Here is a 17,555-nt window from a genome sequence, read left to right as displayed (position 1 = left end):
TTAAACGGTTACAGGATCAGGTTTATCAGACTGAATACCGTAACGTTTGATGGCCTCTGCCATGCTGGCGGGTTTCATTTGCCCTTCGGCCACCAGGGCTTCAAGCGCCGCGAGTACAATAAATTTGGCATCGACTTCAAAGAAATGACGCAAACGTTCACGGGTATCGCTTCGACCATAACCATCGGTCCCCAGTACCACGTAGCGGCCTGGAACATAAGGTCTTATCTGATCGGCATACAGGCGCATGTAATCGGTTGCCGCAATAACCGGTCCCTGACGTCCGCTTAACTGCTCGTAAACGTAGGATTGCTGAGGTTTGGCGTCTGGATTCATGCGGTTGCGCCGTTCAACAGCCAGCCCATCGCGTCGTAGTTCATTAAAGCTGGTCACGCTCCAGATGTCGGCGGTGACGCCAAAGTCTGCTTGAAGCATCTCAGCCGCCTTAATCACTTCCCTTAAGATGGTGCCGCTTCCCATTAGCTGGACATGCTGCTTGCTTTTTTTCTTGCTTTCCTGCAGCACATACATGCCTTTGAGAATGCCCTCTTCCACATTTGCCGGCATATCCGGGTGGGTGTAGTTTTCATTCATCACCGTAATATAATAAAAGACGTTTTCCTGCTTTTGATACATACGCTGAAGACCATCATGGATAATCACGGCCAATTCATAGGCATAGGTGGGATCGTAGGCAATGCAGTTGGGGATGGTTCCTGCCATCAAATGGCTGTGTCCATCCTGATGCTGTAAGCCCTCACCAGCCAATGTCGTGCGGCCCGCCGTACCACCAAGCAAAAACCCTCTTGCCTGCATGTCGCCGGCAGCCCAGGCCAAATCACCAATGCGCTGAAAACCAAACATGGAATAGTAAATGTAAAACGGAATCATGGGCAGTTTATTGGAACTATAGGACGTGGCCGCCGCAATCCAGGAACAAAAGGCTCCCGCTTCATTAATCCCTTCCTCCAGAATCTGACCGTCCCGGGCTTCGCGGTAATACATTACCTGCTCATGATCAACGGGCGTGTACAGCTGCCCAACGGGCGAATAAATACCAATCTGACGGAATAAACCTTCCATACCAAAGGTTCTGCACTCGTCAGGAACAATGGGTACAATGCGACTGCCCAGAACTTTATCTTTCAACAAAACAGACAGAATACGGACAAAAGCCATGGTGGTCGAAATTTCACGATCACCCGTGCTCTGCGTCACCGATGAAAAAGCAGACAATTCGGGGATGGGCAACGGTTCGAATGCATGGCTTCTGGCCGGCAGGTAGCCCCCCAGCATCTCACGCTGTTTTTGCAGATACTTCACTTCAGGGCTGTCAGGGGCTGGACGATAGAAAGGAATCTCGGTGATTTTGTCATCACTGATAGGAATACTGAAGCGATCACGGAAAGCCCGTAATTGTTCAATGGTCATTTTTTTCTGCTGGTGAGTAATATTCTGCCCTTCACCAGCCGCGCCCATACCATATCCTTTAATGGTTTTAGCCAGAATCACCGTCGGAGACCCCTGGTGCTCTACTGCCTGGGCATAAGCGGCATAGACTTTTTGCGGATCATGACCGCCCCGGTTAAGACGCCAGATTTCTTCATCCGACAGGTTCTCAACCATTTTTTTCAATTCAGGGTATTGGCCAAAAAAATGTTCGCGGACGTAAGCGCCGTTATTGGCCTTATAAGCCTGGTAATCACCGTCAACGCATTCTTCCATACGCTTTTGCATAATGCCGGTTTTATCACGGGCAAATAAAGGATCCCAGCGGCCGCCCCAAATGACTTTAATGACATTCCAGCCAGCACCGCGGAACACCCCTTCGAGTTCCTGAATAATTTTGCCATTTCCACGGACAGGCCCATCCAGACGCTGCAGGTTGCAATTCACCACGAAAATCAGATTATCCAGCTTTTCACGGGCGGCAATCGACAATGCGCCGACGGATTCAGGCTCATCCATTTCACCATCGCCGAGGAATGCCCAGACTTTGCGCCCTTCCGCTTTAATCAGGCCGCGGTTTTCCAGGTATTTTAAGAAACGCGCCTGATAAATGGCTTGCAAGGGCCCTAATCCCATGGACACCGTAGGGAATTGCCAGAAATCGCTCATCAACCAGGGGTGAGGATAGGACGACAGGCCATCTGCTTCCACTTCCTGACGGAAATGAGCCAGTTGGCTTTCATTTAAGCGGCCTTCAAGAAAGGCCCGCGCATAAATTCCGGGTGAAGAATGACCCTGAATATAAAGCAGGTCGCCGCCATGAGGCGTGGCATTAGGGCCTTTAAAAAAATAGTTGAACCCTGTTTCATAGAGGGTGGATGACGAAGCATAGGATGCAATATGGCCGCCCAGTTCGGGCGCGTATTTACCCGCACGCAACACCATGGCCACGGCATTCCAGCGAATCAGCGCATTAATGCGCTTGCCCACCCCTTCATCGGGTGGCATTTGCTTTTCCTCATCGGGTCTGATGGTGTTGCGGTAAGGGGTATGCACCGCATCGCGCAATCTCACACCCTCCGTGCTGGCCTTGCTCACCAACTCCTGGAGAATATAGGCGGCACGTTCATTTCCATCATTTAATAATACCGCTTGCAAGGCATCCAGCCATTCACGTGTTTCAATTGGATCTATATCGTTTATCTTTTCTTGGGACATGGATGTCTTCCTCGTCAATCTATAAAACGTTTAACAAACAGCCGCAGCCTGCAGGCGTTTCTTCACTACGCCCCCACAGGATTGCACGCAAGCCACATAATCGCCGCGGCAATTGCACGTTGTTTTGCGGCATTGTAGTGGATCAAAATAGGAATTCAAATCCCGTTTAATAATTTGCCCGTTTACAGCACTTTCGTGAAAATAATGATTAAAGTTTTTTGCTGCCGTTTGGAAATTATAGGCGGTGCATTGGGCGCAATTATTACGGCATACTTTATTGCAGGCGCGGGCTCGCTGCTCACAAGACAACGTACAGGCCTTGTAATGGGGTTTGCTTTGCGGGGTTATCACGGGGTGTGAGCAGGCAGCGAGCAGAGCCAGGGTCAGGATTGCCAGTACAACACGAGCCATCGAATTGATCATAGTAAACGCTTCCTCGTTATTATTTAACCCGTTTACAGCCAGGCGACCAAAGTAAAAAAGGCCAAGAACACCAGATAAACAATCAGGGCATGTTCCACCAGTGTCTGCGCCTGCGGCAGGGTAACCACGTCATGCTCCGAAGTCCGCGCCGCAAGTATCCCGCCCTGCCCAAGAAGCAATTCATTCTGATCGGGCCGTGACAGGACGTGCTGGGTAAAGAAACTGAAACCTCTCTGGAAATTACCGACCAGCAAATAAAGCAGAACGGTGACACGGGCAGTAATCCAGTCGAGGTAACGGGTTATTGTCCCGGCGGCTTCGGCTGTTTGCGCCTGAGCCTGGCTTAGGGAAAGCAAGCGGTACACCAGCACCGCTAAAGGACCCAGTAAAATATACCAGAAAATCACCGCGAATAATTGCCCATTAACTGCGGCAAAATAATACCTCGCCGCTGAATCGTCTTCTTCATCGGATTTATCCGTGGCCACAGGATAAAACGGGTTGTTGGGGCCTAAGCAATAGTAAAAAATAACGATATTAAGCAGTAAATAAATAAAACCAAACAGTATGTGGCAGAATAAAAACAAAACCAGAAAGGTCACCAGGACTAAGGGTAGCAGAACCGCCAAAAGCCTCATGTAGGGATTGGCCAGGGCAGAGCCCTCAGGCAGACGCTGGTTAATGGCGTTAAAATACCGGGCAAACCACGTAAACCGGTTTAGAGAAGCAGCATGAATCAGGTAACGTTCGCTAAATAGACACAGTACAATGACCAATAATTTCATGATTAATCCTTCTGCATTTTTTCCGAGAGAGCGATCGGCGTTGGGTATTTCAACACCACGAGGTATGACGACACAATAAACGTTAAAATGGTTGTAGCCTGAATGAGGTTAGAGGCCACTTCTGAAATGAGTTTTGTACTCAGCGCGATACTGGCCACCAACAGCGAGAACTCACTCGCCTGCCCAAGGCGCACGCCGACTTCCTTGGCAATGGTTTTCTTTTCTCCGGCTCGCTGCAGCAGGAACCAGAAAAACAACGGTTTCAGTACCAGCATCAAGACCGATAGAATAATCGCCGGAATAAAAACCTGAGCGCCAAAACCGAAATTAAATGTCGCCCCAATGGAGAAAAAGAACATTACCAGAAAGAAATCGCGCAGCGGTTTTAAGCTTTCGGCAATGAACAGCGAAATAGGGCTTGAGGCTAAGGCCACGCCGGCGACAAAAGCACCGATATCTTCAGACAGCCCTAATTGCTTGGCCAGGAAAGACAGCCCAAGACACCAGCCGATGGAAAGCAGAAACACATACTCCTGGGTTCGGTCAAAACGGGCAAGCAGCTTAACCAGAATGTAGCGCTCAACCGCAAAGGCAAATAAGGTCAGCGACGGCAGCGCCACCAGCACCAGAATGAAATCATCGAGCGCAAGGCCATTGCCCTGGGCACCATTAATCATAATAAGAATGATAATGGCAATCACGTCCTGCATCAGCAGCACGCTAATCATCACTTCACCGGTATGTTGATGATGCAAAATAGTTGTGGGCAACAGCTTGAGTCCAATGATGGTACTGGAGAACATCATCGCTGCGCCAAGAACCCAGGATTCTGTTTCGCCAAGACCAAACCAGCGCCCAATAAGGTAGGCAATGATGGCGAAGACAACGGAACTGACTATCGCAATCCAGGTAATTTTGCGCAACATATGGACCAGATTCTGCGGTTGCAGGTGCAGCCCCAGCAGAAAAAGCAGAAAAACAATGCCGATATCACCGACCTGTTGCACGACGGTGACGTCAGAAACCAGACGCAGGCCCCAGGGACCCAGGGCCGCACCCAGTAATATGTAGGCCACCAGCAGGGACTGTTTTGTATACAATACCAGAGTCGAAAAAATGGCCGCTCCGGCAAATATTAAAAAAATTGTATAAAAAACCGACTCATTATGCATAACGTGAATGCCCTACTGTTCGTGTTATCTGAAATGAATAGCAAATACCCAAAGGAGGCATTATAAAAAACACCTGCATGGGAATCTACCTCAACATTATCAGAATCAAGATCTTGGCTGTCCCTAGGATAACACAGAATAGCGAAGACCCAATCCTTTTATCCGCCGAGAACCTGACAAGGCTTCGGTTATTCTTGCCGACTACCGCCGCCAGCAATCCTCCAAAAAAGCAGAATAGACAATTAATTATCAAGATGATAAAATTTTTTGTTGGTCTATGCCAAAGTAAACTTATTCAGTACAATACAGACCTTTTTGCCCAAAGCCGAAAGCGATTGCATCGTTGGCGAGCCAACCCATGCGTGTTTTATTAAAAATCAGGGAGTATTGCAGTAGATGTCAAACAGTAAAAATCATGGCGTTACGGATGTTATCTTAAGCGGCACAGCCAAGGCCTGGATTGTTTGGGGATTAGGTTGCGTATTCTACTTTTATGAATGCCTCCTGCAGGTTTCCCCAAGCGTCATGAGTAACGAATTGATGCGTGATTTTGCCGTAACCAGCCAAACCCTGGGTATTTTATCCGGCATCTATTTTTATTCCTATGCGGCCATGCAATTGCCGGGCGGCGTGATGATGGATTATTTTGGCCCGCAAAAGTTGCTAACCCTGGCCACCACCATCTGTGCCGTCAGCACAATTGCCTTTGGCCTGACCGACAATTTTTTTGCCGCGTGCCTTGCGCGTCTGATGATTGGTTTCGGCTCCGCATTCGCCGCAGTAGGCGCCATGAAACTGGCTGCCAACTGGTTTCCCGCCAACCGCTTCGCCCTGCTGACCGGGCTGATGGTGACCATTGGCATGCTCGGCGCTATCGGCGGTGAAGCGCCTCTGGCTTTGCTGATTGACCATTATGGCTGGCGCAAAAGCATGGTGATCATGGGCAGTATTGGTTTAATCATCGCTATACTCATTCTTGTCATTGCCAAAGACGCACCAGCCAACAAGAAACCAGTCGTTACCTCATCTCACGATGAACCGTTATGGAGCAGCCTGGTTACCCTGGTTAAAAATAAGCAATTGTGGCTGGTCGCCATCTACGGTGGATTAATGTACATGTCCACACCGGTTTTCTGTGGTCTTTGGGGGGTTCCCTTTCTCATGTATAAAATGGGCCTGGCCAAAGCCACGGCTGCGAATTACATTTCCCTGGTATTCATTGGCTGGGCGATTGCCAGCCCTCTGTGGGGAGTTTATTCCAACCGCATTGGCCGCCGCAAGCCGCCGCTGTACATCGGTGCTGTAGGCGCTCTGATAACCAGCACCCTGTTTATTTTTGCTCCCATTACCTCAGGCTGGCAGATGCAGGGACTGCTGTTCATTTTTGGCGTGTTCTCGTCTGCTTTCCTGCCGGCCTTTGCGGTGGCCAAAGAGCTTTGCAGCCGTCGGTATGTCGCGACCGGTTTAAGCTTTATGAATATGATGAACATGGTGGGTATCGCCCTGGCCCAGCCCATCATCGGCTTTATTCTCGATAGAATGTGGCAGGGTGAAATTGTCAATAAAGTCCGGGTTTATCCTCTCGAAGCCTATCATGTTGCGCTGGCGATTTTACCGGTTGGCATTTTAATTTCATTACTGATTTTACCGAAGATAAAAGAAACCTTTTGTCAAAGTGTTCACGACTAATTAACAGAAAACGACTATGACTAAAAAACTTTTTATTAAAACCAATGGCTGCCAGATGAATGAATACGATTCATCCAAAATGGCGGATGTACTGCTAAACACACACGGCCTGGAAAAAACAGACCGGCTTGAAGAGGCCGATGTGATCCTTTTAAATACCTGTTCAATCCGTGAAAAGGCACAGGAAAAAGTCTTCTCGCAACTGGGTCAATGGCGGGAATACAAAGAAAAAAACCCGCATGTCATTATTGGCGTGGGCGGCTGCGTCGCCAGTCAGGAAGGCGGTGATATTATCAGGCGCGCGCCGTATGTGGACATTGTTTTTGGCCCTCAGACCCTGCATCGTCTTCCTGCCCTGCTCGAAGAACGCGCCCGAACAAAAAAACCGGTCGTCGATATCAGTTTTCCTGAAATTGAAAAATTTGATCACCTGCCCGCCCCCCGTGCCGAAGGCCCTGTCGCCTTTGTTTCCATTATGGAGGGCTGCAGCAAATACTGCAGTTACTGCGTGGTTCCTTACACCCGCGGCGAGGAAATCAGCCGCCCCTTTGACGATGTGCTGGCGGAATGCTATCAACTGGCTTCCCAGGGGGTGCGGGAAATTAATCTACTCGGCCAGAACGTCAATGATTACCGTGGCGCGATGAATTCGGGCGAAACCGCTGACCTGGCCTTACTCATTCACTACCTCGCGGCCATTGACGGGATTGGACGCATCCGTTTCACGACGTCTCATCCGCTGGCCTTTTCAGACAATCTCATCAATGCCTTTGCCGAAGTGCCTGAACTGGCTAACCACCTTCACCTGCCTGTGCAAAGCGGCTCAGACCGTGTTCTTGCCATGATGAAGCGCGGTTATACCGCTCTGGAGTACAAATCAAAAATCAGAAAATTACGCAAGGTGAGGCCTGACATTCGCTTGTCAACCGACATCATTGTCGGCTTCCCCGGCGAAACCGACAAGGACTTCCAGGATACGATGGATTTAGTCCATGATATCGGTTTCGACACTTCGTTCAGTTTTATTTACAGCGCCCGCCCCGGGACACCGGCAGCTAACCTGCCGGATGATACGCCCATGGACGTCAAGAAACAGCGCCTGCAGATTCTGCAAAACCGGCTTTTAATCAATGCGGCCCAATACAGCCAATCCATGGTGGGCAGCACACAGCGCATTCTGGTGACTGGCCAATCCAAAAAGAATGCTCAGCAATTAGCCGGACGTACAGAATGCAATCGCGTAGTCAATTTTGATGGCCCAGAGACGCTTATTGGCCAATTTGTCCATGTGGACATTTCGGAAGCCTTGCCTAACTCTTTGCGTGGCCGTATCAGCGTATCCGAGAGTACTGTTTCGGCATGAATGCACTGGACAATGACTTACACGTCCCCCGCGATCTGCATGGGCAACGCATTGACGTGGCCTTGGCGAAATTGCTTCCTGACTACTCGCGTTCTCAATTGAGCCAATGGTTAAAGCAAGGCCTCATTCAGGTCAATCAGCGGCAATTAAAGCCCAAAGACAAGGTCATGGAAGGCGATATTATCTCGCTGACCGTGGATGAATCAGCCCATCAGCAGGCCAATCAACCCTGTGAACCGGAGCCTATCCCGCTTGATGTCGTGTATGAAGACGACATGCTGCTGGTGATCAATAAGCAGGCCGGTCTTGTCGTGCACCCCGGTGCAGGAAACCCCAAACACACGCTGGTCAACGCGCTGCTTCACCATGCTCCCCAACTGGCTGCACTTTCCAGGGCAGGCATCGTGCACCGTCTGGATAAAGACACCACCGGCTTGCTGGTTGTGGCTAAAACCCTGCCAGCTCACACCTCGCTGGTACGGCAGATGCAGGATCGCGAAATCCAGCGCCGTTACGTCACGTTAGTCCAGGGGCATGTGATAAGCGGTGGGGAAATTGACACGTTTTTTGGCCGGCATCCCCGCAATCGCCTGAAAATGGCGGTTCTTAATCAGGGTCGACAAGCCATAACCCTCTATACCGTCAAACGGCAGTATGATGATTTCACCCTGCTTGATGTGCAACTGTTAACCGGCCGCACCCACCAGATCCGCGTGCATATGGCCCACATAAACCACCCAGTGGTTGGCGATCCCCTTTATGGCGGGCGCACCAGGATACCAGCTGACATTGCTCCTGAATTACGCGAGGCCTTGCAATCCTTCAAACGCCAGGCCCTTCATGCCGCTTCCCTGTCATTTCACCATCCCGAACACGATAAATTATTGACTTTCACTGCGCCTTTGCCGGATGATTTTCAAACCTTGATAAATAGTCTGGATGAGTACCTTGTCTGATTTAATTGCCGATTGGCCGGCTCCTGCGTCAATTCGCGCCATCACCACGCGAAGGTATTCAGGCGGCTTTAGTGAGGCCCCTTATGATCGAAATAATCTTGGCCTGCATGTGGGCGACAATCCCGATCATGTGCTGCGTAACCGCCGTGAATTGGTAACCAGGTTGCAATTACCCGGCGATCCGGCCTGGCTCGACCAGACGCACAGCACCACCTGTGTGGTCATCGAAGAAACACCTAATCGCCGCGCAGATGCCGCCATCACCCGCGATAAACGCCAGGTTTTAGCCATTATGACTGCCGATTGCCTCCCTATTCTGCTTTGCAACCGCGAAGGAACGGAAATTGCCGCCATCCATGCGGGCTGGCGTGGTCTGGTTAATGGCATCGTTGAACAGACGGTGGAAACCATGCATAGTCAGCCCAAGGATCTCATGGCCTGGATAGGGCCTGGCATCTGCGCATCCTGTTATGAAGTTGGTGATGACATGCGTGACCAATTTCAAAACAAATATGACTTTTCATTACCCGCTTTTCAAAAAAAGGACAGCAAATGGCTAGCTGATTTGCCGAGCCTGGCTGCCCTTGTTTTGGAAAATGTGTCCATTCCTACTGTGTCGAAGTCTAATCTTTGCACTTTTGAGCAAAAAAATGACTTCTATTCCTATCGCCGCGAGGCACAAACAGGTAGAATGGCCACTTTAATTTGGTTCACTTAAACGTTCGGAAAAACTATGTCTCGTAAATTACTTTCATTTCTGACTGGTTTGCTCTTCATTGGACTCACTGCGTCTGCCGCAGCCGATGATAATAAAACCATCACTACCTTAGCCCCCGTTCTTAAGAACGTGATGCCAGCTATCGTTAACGTCGCCGTCCAGGGTGTTATCCCCGCAGCCCCCCCTGCCGCAGACAATGATGATGAGGACAATGATCGTTCCCAGCTTACTCCCGAAAAACCACGTAAATTTCAAAGCATTGGTTCCGGCGTTATTGTTGATCCCAAACACGGTGTCATCATTACCAATGATCATGTCATCCGTAACGCCACCCTCATTACCGTCACCTTAAATGACGGCCGTCGCCTCAAAGCCAAACTGATTGGCAGCGACAGTGAAACCGATCTGGCGGTGTTAAAAATCGATGCCAAGAATTTAAAAAGTCTGCCGATTGGTGACTCCGATAAAGCGGAAGTCGGCGATTTTGTAGTTGCTATCGGAAACCCTTTCGGTTTAAACAGCTTTGGCAACAGCCAATCGGCTACGTTTGGCATCATCAGCGCCATGAAACGCAGCGATTTAAACATCGAAGGCATTGAGAACTTCATCCAGACGGATGCCGCCATCAACCCTGGAAACTCCGGCGGTGCGCTGGTGAATGCCCGTGGCGAATTAATCGGCATCAATACCGCCATCCTTTCTCCCTATGGCGGAAATGTCGGTATCGGTTTTGCCATTCCCATTAACATGGCGAAAGATGTGGTGCAGCAATTAATCAAATTTGGCTCCATCCACCGTGGCTTAATGGGCATTTTTGTCCAGCATTTAACCCCCGAGTTAGCGCAGGCTATGGGCTATCCTGAAGATTTCCAGGGCGCACTGGTTTCGCAGGTGAATGAAAAATCCCCGGCTGAACGAGCTGGATTGAAACCGGGCGATATCATTACCCAGATCAACAACACGAAAATCACTCAGGCGACTCAGGTAAAAACCACCATCAGCCTTCTGCGTGTCGGCAGCGACGCCAAGATCACAGTCAAACGGGATGGCAAGGAACTGACCTTAAACGCCGTGGTAACGGATATCAAAAAGCACGAACAGGAATTGCAGGCGACCAATCCGTTCCTTTATGGCCTTGCTTTAAGGAATTTTGAGCAGGATTCTCCGCTGCATGGCCATGTGGTGGGTATTCAAGTTGTGGGCGCATCCGAAAGCAGTGCCGGCTGGCGCGCCGGTTTAAGACCTGGCGACATCATTATCAGCGCCAACAAGGAACGCACGCCTAACGTGAAAACCCTGCAAACGATTGCAGCTCAAAAAAAACAACAATTGCTGATTCAGGTTTTACGTGACGCCGGCGCTCTGTATATTCTGATCATCTAGTCTTTCAGGCGAACAAGTCTTAAGGCTTGTTCGCCCCTCCAAAAAATTAAAAATTTAAGCATTTAACTCTTGACAGAATTCTTCATAAACGACAAAATCACGGCCTCTTGTGGCTATGTAGCTCAGCCGGTTAGAGCGCGGCACTCATAATGCTGAGGTCGGTGGTTCGAGTCCACCCATAGCCACCATTTATGCCTTCATTGATTCCTTCTATTCAATTCACTTTTTTGCACCAACTCTGATTCATACCTGTACGCGGCATTAACCCAGTACCCTGTTTCAATTAATACTCTGATTATTCAAAAACGCTATTGAAACCGTGTAAATTTGGTTATGATGTCATAATTGCTTATTTCAGTGTTGCTTGATGCGTAAGATTTTATCATTAATCCTGATTTCACTTGGTTTGGCCTGTGCTTATGCGACCACCGTTGCTATCAAAAACATAGCGATTGATGGGCGACCCGCCTACGAGCTTATTGCCGGGCATTTTGCCAATGAAAACAGCGCCCTTCAGTTAAAGCTCAAGCTGTCCTCCACCCTGAAACAACCGGTAACCATTGAGCATGACAAAAGTCAGAATGCCTATGTGGTCAAAATTGGCCCGATTGAGGATTATACCGTTGCTCAAAACATCAAACAGCTGTTAAATCATGAACCCTCCACGGGCAGCAATAAGCCGCCAGCGGCCCAAGCTCCACAATTAACACCGACTGAATTAACGGGTTCTGAGAAAAAATTATGGAATCTTCGCAATGCCGACATCCGTGCGGTGATTGCCGAAGTTTCCCGCGTCACGGGTAAAAATTTCATTATTGATCCACGCGTCCAGGGAAAAATTTCCATTGTTTCCTCAACGCCCATGTCCAATAACGAACTTTATCAGGTTTTTCTTTCTGTATTGCAGGTTTCAGGCTACGCGGCCATTCCCAGCGGCGACGTCATCAAGATCATTCCCAATATTGATGCAAAAACCGTCTCTTCTGATTTATTAAGCCAGATGCGCAACCCGCCGCGCGGCGATGACATGATGGTGGAAGTCATGCCCGTGCGTTACGTACCCGCTGAACAACTGGTTCCCGTGTTGCGTCCACTGATGCCGCAATGGAGCAGCATTTCCGCCTATGCGCCTTCCAATATGCTGATACTTTCCGGCCGGGCAAGTAATATTAAAAGTCTGGCGAACATTATCAAACAGGTCGACAGCTCGTCTGCCAATGACATTGACATGGTTAGATTGCGGCACGCCCTGGCCATGGATGTCGCAACTACCCTAAAGGACTTAATTAAATCACAACCAGGCAGCGGCCATGCGCAAACTATGATTGCAGCTGATGATCGCAGCAATGCCATTTTAATCAGCGGCAGCCGCACCGAGCGTATTAAACTGCGTCTGCTGATTGCCGGCCTCGACCGCCAAAGCCCCAATGGCACCAACAGCAATACCCAGGTTGTTTATTTGAATTATTTACGAGCAGAAGATTTAGTCCCAATTCTTGCGGGTATTGCCCAGGCTAATTTCAGCGGCAACGTCGGTACAACCATCGGCACCATTACCCGGCCTGAACTCGACAGCACCAACCCGGCTTCAAACCTCGTTAATAATTCGTCCTCCGGCGGTTACGGCGGCAATAGCACCGGCACAACCCAACCGGCTCAAACAGGCGCAGCCAACCCCACGGCCACCCCTAATACTACTGGCGCAAGCACCCAGAGTGAAGGCTCAACCAAGCCTACAGTCCAGATTATTGCCGAACCCAATACCAATTCCATTATTCTCAATGCGCCGGCGAGCTTAATCCGTATTTTAAAAGGCGTCATTCATCAATTGGATATCCGCCCGGCGCAATTATTGATTGAGGCGCTGGTAGCGGAAGTGGATGCCAGTGACGTCAACAGTCTGGGTATTGAGTGGGGAACCAACCAGCAAACCGGTGATCCAGGTGATTTTCGCCCCGGGTTTGCCATCATTAACAACCAGACTACCATTGATGATTTCCAGGCCCAAATTTATGCGCTGGCCCGTAAGCGCAAGGCTAATATCCTGTCGACGCCGTCCGTCGTCGTATTAGATAACCGTCAGGCTAAAATTTTAGTCGGTAGACAGGTATCTGTGGCATCCACCACCTACCCCAACAATGCCGGCGGCACGACCACCGCCAGCCCTTATGTGACGTTTGATCGGGTTAATGTCGCCCTGCACCTTTATGTACGGCCGCAAATTACCCGCGGTGAAGGCATCCAGTTACAGATTGACCAGGGCAATGACACGGTTGATCCAGCCAGTACACTGGATACAACCAATCCAGTCTTTAAAATCAGCAGCATTGTTACCTCGGTTCATGTGGAAAGCGGTGATATTGTGGTCCTTGGCGGTTTGACACAGGATAGCCTCGGCAATGATGATAACCGGCTACCGATATTGGGCGATATTCCAGGCATTGGCCGTCTTTTCCAACACAATATCCGCAACCGTGAAAAGCGCGTGCTCATGGTCTTTATCCGTCCTATAATTTTAAGAACAGAAGCGGATGCAGTGCATTTAAGCGGCGGCAAGTACAATGATTTGCGCCAGTCGCAGCTGGACTTCCTCCGTTCGCAGGAAACGTATCACAAACACGATGATGAAACTGTGTTGCCCCCGTTGAAATCCGCGGATTTACCGCGCCCATTCCAGAATCAACTGGTTCAACGCAGCACCACCATAGTCACGACGAAATAGCAATGAACGAGTCCGACAACATCAAGCGATTACCCTACGGTTTTGCCAAAACCCATGGGCTGGTTGCTGTTTTAAACGATGAAGAAACCCTGCTCTATCATCTTCCCCATTTGTCCTTGACGGCCCTGGCTGAAGCCAAACGCCTGCTTAAGCACACCTTAACGCTAAAAGAAGTCAACGAACATGAATTCCAGCAGCACCTGGCCCAATGCTATCAATCGCAATCCTCCGTTCTTGATGCAGCCATCGACATGGAAGGTGATTTTGATCTCTCACAATTTGCGGATCAACTGTCCAACAGCGAGGATTTGCTGGATAACAAGGATGATGCGCCCATTATTCGCCTGATTAATGCCTTGTTTACCCAAGCCATTAAACAGAAAGCCTCAGACATTCATATCGAAACCTACGAAAACCGGGTGATTGCCCGCAACCGCATAGACGGCGTGCTTCATGAAGTACTCGAAATCCAACGGGCTATTGCGCCGCTGTTGATTTCCCGCGTCAAGGTCATGGCTAAACTCGACATTGCGGAAAAGCGTATTCCTCAGGATGGCCGCATTGCCCTTCGCATCGGCGGTCATAATATTGATGTCCGCGTATCCACCCTACCCTCCAATTATGGTGAGCGCATCGTGCTCAGGATTCTGGATAAGCAGGCGGCCCAGCTCGATTTAAACCTGCTCGGCATGCCGGAAAGCACCCTGAGCATTATTCGCCGTATGATTGCCGAACCCCATGGCATCATTTTATTGACAGGTCCCACGGGCTCCGGTAAAACCACCTCGCTTTACGCCATGCTAACAGAATTAAACGAAGTCAGCCGTAATATTCTCACCATTGAAGATCCCATCGAATACGATCTGCCTGGTATTGGTCAGACCCAGGTCAACACCAAAGTGGAGATGACGTTTGCCAAAGGGCTGCGCGCTATTTTGCGTCAGGATCCGGATGTCGTGATGATTGGCGAAATCCGCGATTTGGAAACCGCTGAAATTGCAGTGCAGGCAAGCCTAACCGGCCATTTGGTGCTATCGACCCTGCACACCAACAGTGCGCTTGGCGCCATTACCCGATTGCGTGACATGGGTGTTGAATCATTTTTGCTCTCCTCCAGCCTGGTTGGCCTTATCGCCCAGCGACTGGTGAGGAAATTGTGCTCCTTTTGCAAAGTGCCCCACGTACTCAGGGATGATGAACTGGAATTGATGAGTCTTCCCAAACATTCCGAAAAAATCACCGTCTATGAACCAAAGGGCTGCACGGAGTGCAATAATCTGGGTTATCGAGGCCGAACCGGGATTTATGAATTGATTGAAATGGATGAAACCTTACGGCGCATGATTCACCGCGATGAGAATCTGCAAGTGCTGGAAGACTACCTGCGTCCCAATAATCCAAGTATTCGCCAGGATGGGTTTAAACGCGTGCTGATGGGCGATACGTCTTTAGCTGAAATCCTGCGCGTGACCAGCCAGCATTAATCTTTTTCTTCAAAAAGCCGAATCGCATTGGGTTGCGTTTCTATGACATATATTTTTTCAGCCTGAGGCGGAACTGCAACAGCTGCCGGCGGTGTTGATTGCGCTACCGGGGTAAGCTGTGAAACAAATAAATCGCTGCTTAAATCCAGATTCTCCTCCACCATTTGCGCCGTATCCGGGTGCAATGCCGACGCTTTTAACAGGCGCTTGGTTTTTGATTCAATGAAATACATGACGTCATCCACAATATCAAGGCCCTGGGGTTCTGCAAGGTTACTGACAAGGACTTCTTTAATACGCGGATTAGCCAATGAAATGCGGCTAATCTTGCCATTGTTAGCCAAACCCTTGGAGGTCTGTCCCAATTCTACGATGTAGACATACCCCTGATGAATTTTAAGCTTTGTTGGGGCATCCAGTCCGGAAGCAAACGATTCTACGACAATATTACGGGATTCAATGCCGCCATTATGAGAGATTTTAACAATCGTGCCATCCAACAAACTCGCCGCGAGATAATACTCCCCGTCATTGTTTTCCACCCGCACGGTGGATGAGGGTTGCTTATACCATAATCCCGTGTAATCACCGGTTAATGTTTGATCATGGATAGAATAATCCGCACGGTTAAGAACCAGAATATTGCCGAGAAACATGTCCGTTAATATGATTTTACCTTCCTGACTGGTATCGAGGGTTAAGCTGGTTGCATGAAAATTAAGATTGGTCAGGCCGGAGTCAAGGTCTGCAAAAACAAAGTGGCTTTCAAGGGTTGCCTCGTCCGCATTGAATTCCTTGATGGATGCCAAATCAGTGACGTGCAGGGAACGTCTATCGGAATCGTAAGCAAAATCCCACATTTGCGCTACCGGTGAATCAAAAAGAATCTCTGTTTCCCGTGTGGCGATATCAATTTCAAACAGTTGATTCTGATTATTGGTCACATAAAGCTTGTCACCGGAACGATCAAGCGTCAGGTTATCCAGTCCGGGCGGCAGGGTCGCTAACAACAGGCTTTCACCCGTAAACGGATTATGGCGATAAACATCCCCTGTGCGTCGCCCGATAAAATAAACGATACCATCCCTATCGACTTTGACCGCGGCAGGTTTATCAATATTTTGCACCAAGGGTGTTACGATGCCGGTTGTAACATCGATAACAACAATTTGGCCATGCACGACATCGGGTGCATAAAGCAATCCATCCGGCCCAAAATCAAATGAATTTAACCAACGTCCTTCCGGTAAAAAAGGCAATAAGGGGATAGGACGCGGGAACGATCCCTGCCAATCCAATTGATAAAGATTATAAGGATCAAATCCGGCTACATACAGGCGATCATCCTGACATCGATAGGCGATGCCGTCAACCCCCAGCAGACTGGGGCCGAAGGTTGCTTTGTAGAGTCCCGTTTCTGGCAATACCTGAAATGCTTCCATATTGGATTGGTAGATACTGCCATCATTAAGCACCGTAATGACGCGACCGTCCAGAAAACTGCTGATGGCAATTCCCCCTGGGACATCACGTGCCGGATTACGTGGGATAACCGTTAAATCCAGAGGAAAACTGCTCACCTCGGTCAGGGTATAAAAAACGCTCTCGAATTGCTTTTCGACCACATTAAAAAGCCGTATCACTTTGGGCACTGACGCGGTCAGCAATTGATTATTATTGCGGGTCACAAGGCCATAAGAACCCTTGGTTTCTTCAGTTGATTGCAGAAAAAGAGAGGAACTTCGGGTTTGCGCCAGAACGGGGTATGCAGACAATACAGCCAGGATACTGATGAAGGCCAAAAAACAGGCTCTGACACACAACCTCGTGTCAGCAAGTCGACCCTCAAAAGGATATACGTCACGACAGGGCTTATCAGCAATAATCATGACTTTGAGCTCCCGAACCAGGAATTATCTCTGTTTATTACCCGTTTACAGAAGATAAGCTAGCTATAGTTCAAGGGGCTGTGAATGCAACTTTTAGGAGGAATTGCCAATCCGGTATCCAGCCAATCCCTCTCCCAACCCTCTCCCAGAGGGAGAGGGAGTATTTTGTCTGTACCTCTCCCCCCGGGAAGAGCGTTTACCCCTCCTCTCCCAGAGGGAGAGGGAGTATTTGGGGTCCGACCCGGTCACATCGGTAACAAAAATGACCGGACACATAGGTAACAGTTAATCTGCATCCAGACAA

General features: G+C 49.4%; 12 protein-coding genes and 1 tRNA gene. 8 read left to right on the top strand and 5 right to left on the bottom strand.

Features of this window, described 5'->3' with window-relative positions; all coding sequences use genetic code 11:
* Genes aceE through Lery_RS09345 form a run of 4 tightly spaced genes read right to left on the bottom strand, consistent with a single transcriptional unit; the run spans position 1 to position 5,047 of the window.
* Complete coding sequence (gene aceE / locus Lery_RS09360; RefSeq protein WP_058527000.1) at positions 1-2,667, bottom strand: pyruvate dehydrogenase (acetyl-transferring), homodimeric type; 2,667 nt, start codon at positions 2,665-2,667, stop codon at positions 1-3.
* 30 nt (positions 2,668-2,697) lie between these two features.
* A complete protein-coding gene (locus Lery_RS09355) occupies positions 2,698-3,078 on the bottom strand; it encodes an acyltransferase (protein ID WP_131751017.1) in 381 nt (126 codons plus the stop codon).
* 44 nt (positions 3,079-3,122) lie between these two features.
* Complete coding sequence (locus Lery_RS09350) at positions 3,123-3,875, bottom strand: hypothetical protein (protein ID WP_058526998.1); 753 nt, start codon at positions 3,873-3,875, stop codon at positions 3,123-3,125.
* 2 nt (positions 3,876-3,877) lie between these two features.
* The gene (locus Lery_RS09345; RefSeq protein WP_058526997.1) at positions 3,878-5,047 is read right to left on the bottom strand and encodes a cation:proton antiporter; all 1,170 of its coding nucleotides are present in this window, start codon (positions 5,045-5,047) and stop codon (positions 3,878-3,880) included.
* Positions 5,048-5,443: 396 nt separating this feature from the next.
* Here Lery_RS09345 and Lery_RS09335 point away from each other — a divergent pair, with 396 nt between their 5' ends.
* From Lery_RS09335 to lspE, 8 genes are all read left to right on the top strand, one after another.
* On the top strand, positions 5,444-6,736 hold the full coding sequence (locus tag Lery_RS09335; protein WP_058526995.1) for an MFS transporter: 1,293 nt from the start codon (positions 5,444-5,446) through the stop codon (positions 6,734-6,736).
* Positions 6,737-6,752: 16 nt separating this feature from the next.
* Positions 6,753-8,099 carry a tRNA (N6-isopentenyl adenosine(37)-C2)-methylthiotransferase MiaB gene (miaB, locus tag Lery_RS09330; RefSeq protein ID WP_058526994.1) on the top strand — a complete coding sequence of 449 codons (1,347 nt, stop codon included), beginning with the start codon at positions 6,753-6,755 and terminating at the stop codon, positions 8,097-8,099.
* The gene (gene rluD / locus Lery_RS09325; RefSeq protein ID WP_058526993.1) at positions 8,096-9,055 is read left to right on the top strand and encodes a 23S rRNA pseudouridine(1911/1915/1917) synthase RluD; all 960 of its coding nucleotides are present in this window, start codon (positions 8,096-8,098) and stop codon (positions 9,053-9,055) included. The genes miaB and rluD overlap by 4 nt, the downstream gene beginning before the upstream one ends.
* Entirely contained in the window at positions 9,048-9,773 is a 726-nt protein-coding gene (gene pgeF, locus Lery_RS09320) for a peptidoglycan editing factor PgeF (protein ID WP_058527104.1), read from the top strand. The genes rluD and pgeF overlap by 8 nt, the downstream gene beginning before the upstream one ends.
* Positions 9,774-9,788: 15 nt before the next feature.
* Entirely contained in the window at positions 9,789-11,156 is a 1,368-nt protein-coding gene (locus tag Lery_RS09315; protein WP_058526992.1) for a Do family serine endopeptidase, read from the top strand.
* Between the two features lie 111 nt (positions 11,157-11,267).
* Positions 11,268-11,344: transfer RNA gene (locus Lery_RS09310), tRNA-Met, on the top strand.
* Positions 11,345-11,523: 179 nt separating this feature from the next.
* Positions 11,524-13,878 carry a GspD family T2SS secretin variant LspD gene (gene lspD / locus Lery_RS09305; RefSeq protein WP_058526991.1) on the top strand — a complete coding sequence of 785 codons (2,355 nt, stop codon included), beginning with the start codon at positions 11,524-11,526 and terminating at the stop codon, positions 13,876-13,878.
* A gap of 2 nt (positions 13,879-13,880) precedes the next feature.
* Complete coding sequence (lspE, locus tag Lery_RS09300) at positions 13,881-15,362, top strand: GspE family T2SS ATPase variant LspE (RefSeq protein ID WP_058526990.1); 1,482 nt, start codon at positions 13,881-13,883, stop codon at positions 15,360-15,362.
* Here the strand turns inward: lspE and Lery_RS09295 are convergent.
* On the bottom strand, positions 15,359-17,251 hold the full coding sequence (locus tag Lery_RS09295) for an NHL repeat-containing protein (protein ID WP_058526989.1): 1,893 nt from the start codon (positions 17,249-17,251) through the stop codon (positions 15,359-15,361). The genes lspE and Lery_RS09295 overlap by 4 nt on opposite strands.
* Between the last annotated feature and the right edge of the window lie 304 nt (positions 17,252-17,555).

This window comes from Legionella erythra (assembly GCF_001467615.1).
Lineage (GTDB): Bacteria > Pseudomonadota > Gammaproteobacteria > Legionellales > Legionellaceae > Legionella_C > Legionella_C erythra.
Note: the sequence above shows the minus strand (reverse complement) of the source record. Positions and strands in the feature narration are given on the sequence as shown.

Coding starts and splice junctions, on each gene's coding strand:
- aceE (WP_058527000.1), bottom strand. CDS start 2,667: ATGTCCCAAGAAAAGATAAACGATATAGATCCAATTGAAACACGTGAA.
- Lery_RS09355 (WP_131751017.1), bottom strand. CDS start 3,078: ATGGCTCGTGTTGTACTGGCAATCCTGACCCTGGCTCTGCTCGCTGCC.
- Lery_RS09350 (WP_058526998.1), bottom strand. CDS start 3,875: ATGAAATTATTGGTCATTGTACTGTGTCTATTTAGCGAACGTTACCTG.
- Lery_RS09345 (WP_058526997.1), bottom strand. CDS start 5,047: ATGCATAATGAGTCGGTTTTTTATACAATTTTTTTAATATTTGCCGGA.
- Lery_RS09335 (WP_058526995.1), top strand. CDS start 5,444: ATGTCAAACAGTAAAAATCATGGCGTTACGGATGTTATCTTAAGCGGC.
- miaB (WP_058526994.1), top strand. CDS start 6,753: ATGACTAAAAAACTTTTTATTAAAACCAATGGCTGCCAGATGAATGAA.
- rluD (WP_058526993.1), top strand. CDS start 8,096: ATGAATGCACTGGACAATGACTTACACGTCCCCCGCGATCTGCATGGG.
- Lery_RS09315 (WP_058526992.1), top strand. CDS start 9,789: ATGTCTCGTAAATTACTTTCATTTCTGACTGGTTTGCTCTTCATTGGA.
- lspD (WP_058526991.1), top strand. CDS start 11,524: ATGCGTAAGATTTTATCATTAATCCTGATTTCACTTGGTTTGGCCTGT.
- lspE (WP_058526990.1), top strand. CDS start 13,881: ATGAACGAGTCCGACAACATCAAGCGATTACCCTACGGTTTTGCCAAA.
- Lery_RS09295 (WP_058526989.1), bottom strand. CDS start 17,251: ATGATTATTGCTGATAAGCCCTGTCGTGACGTATATCCTTTTGAGGGT.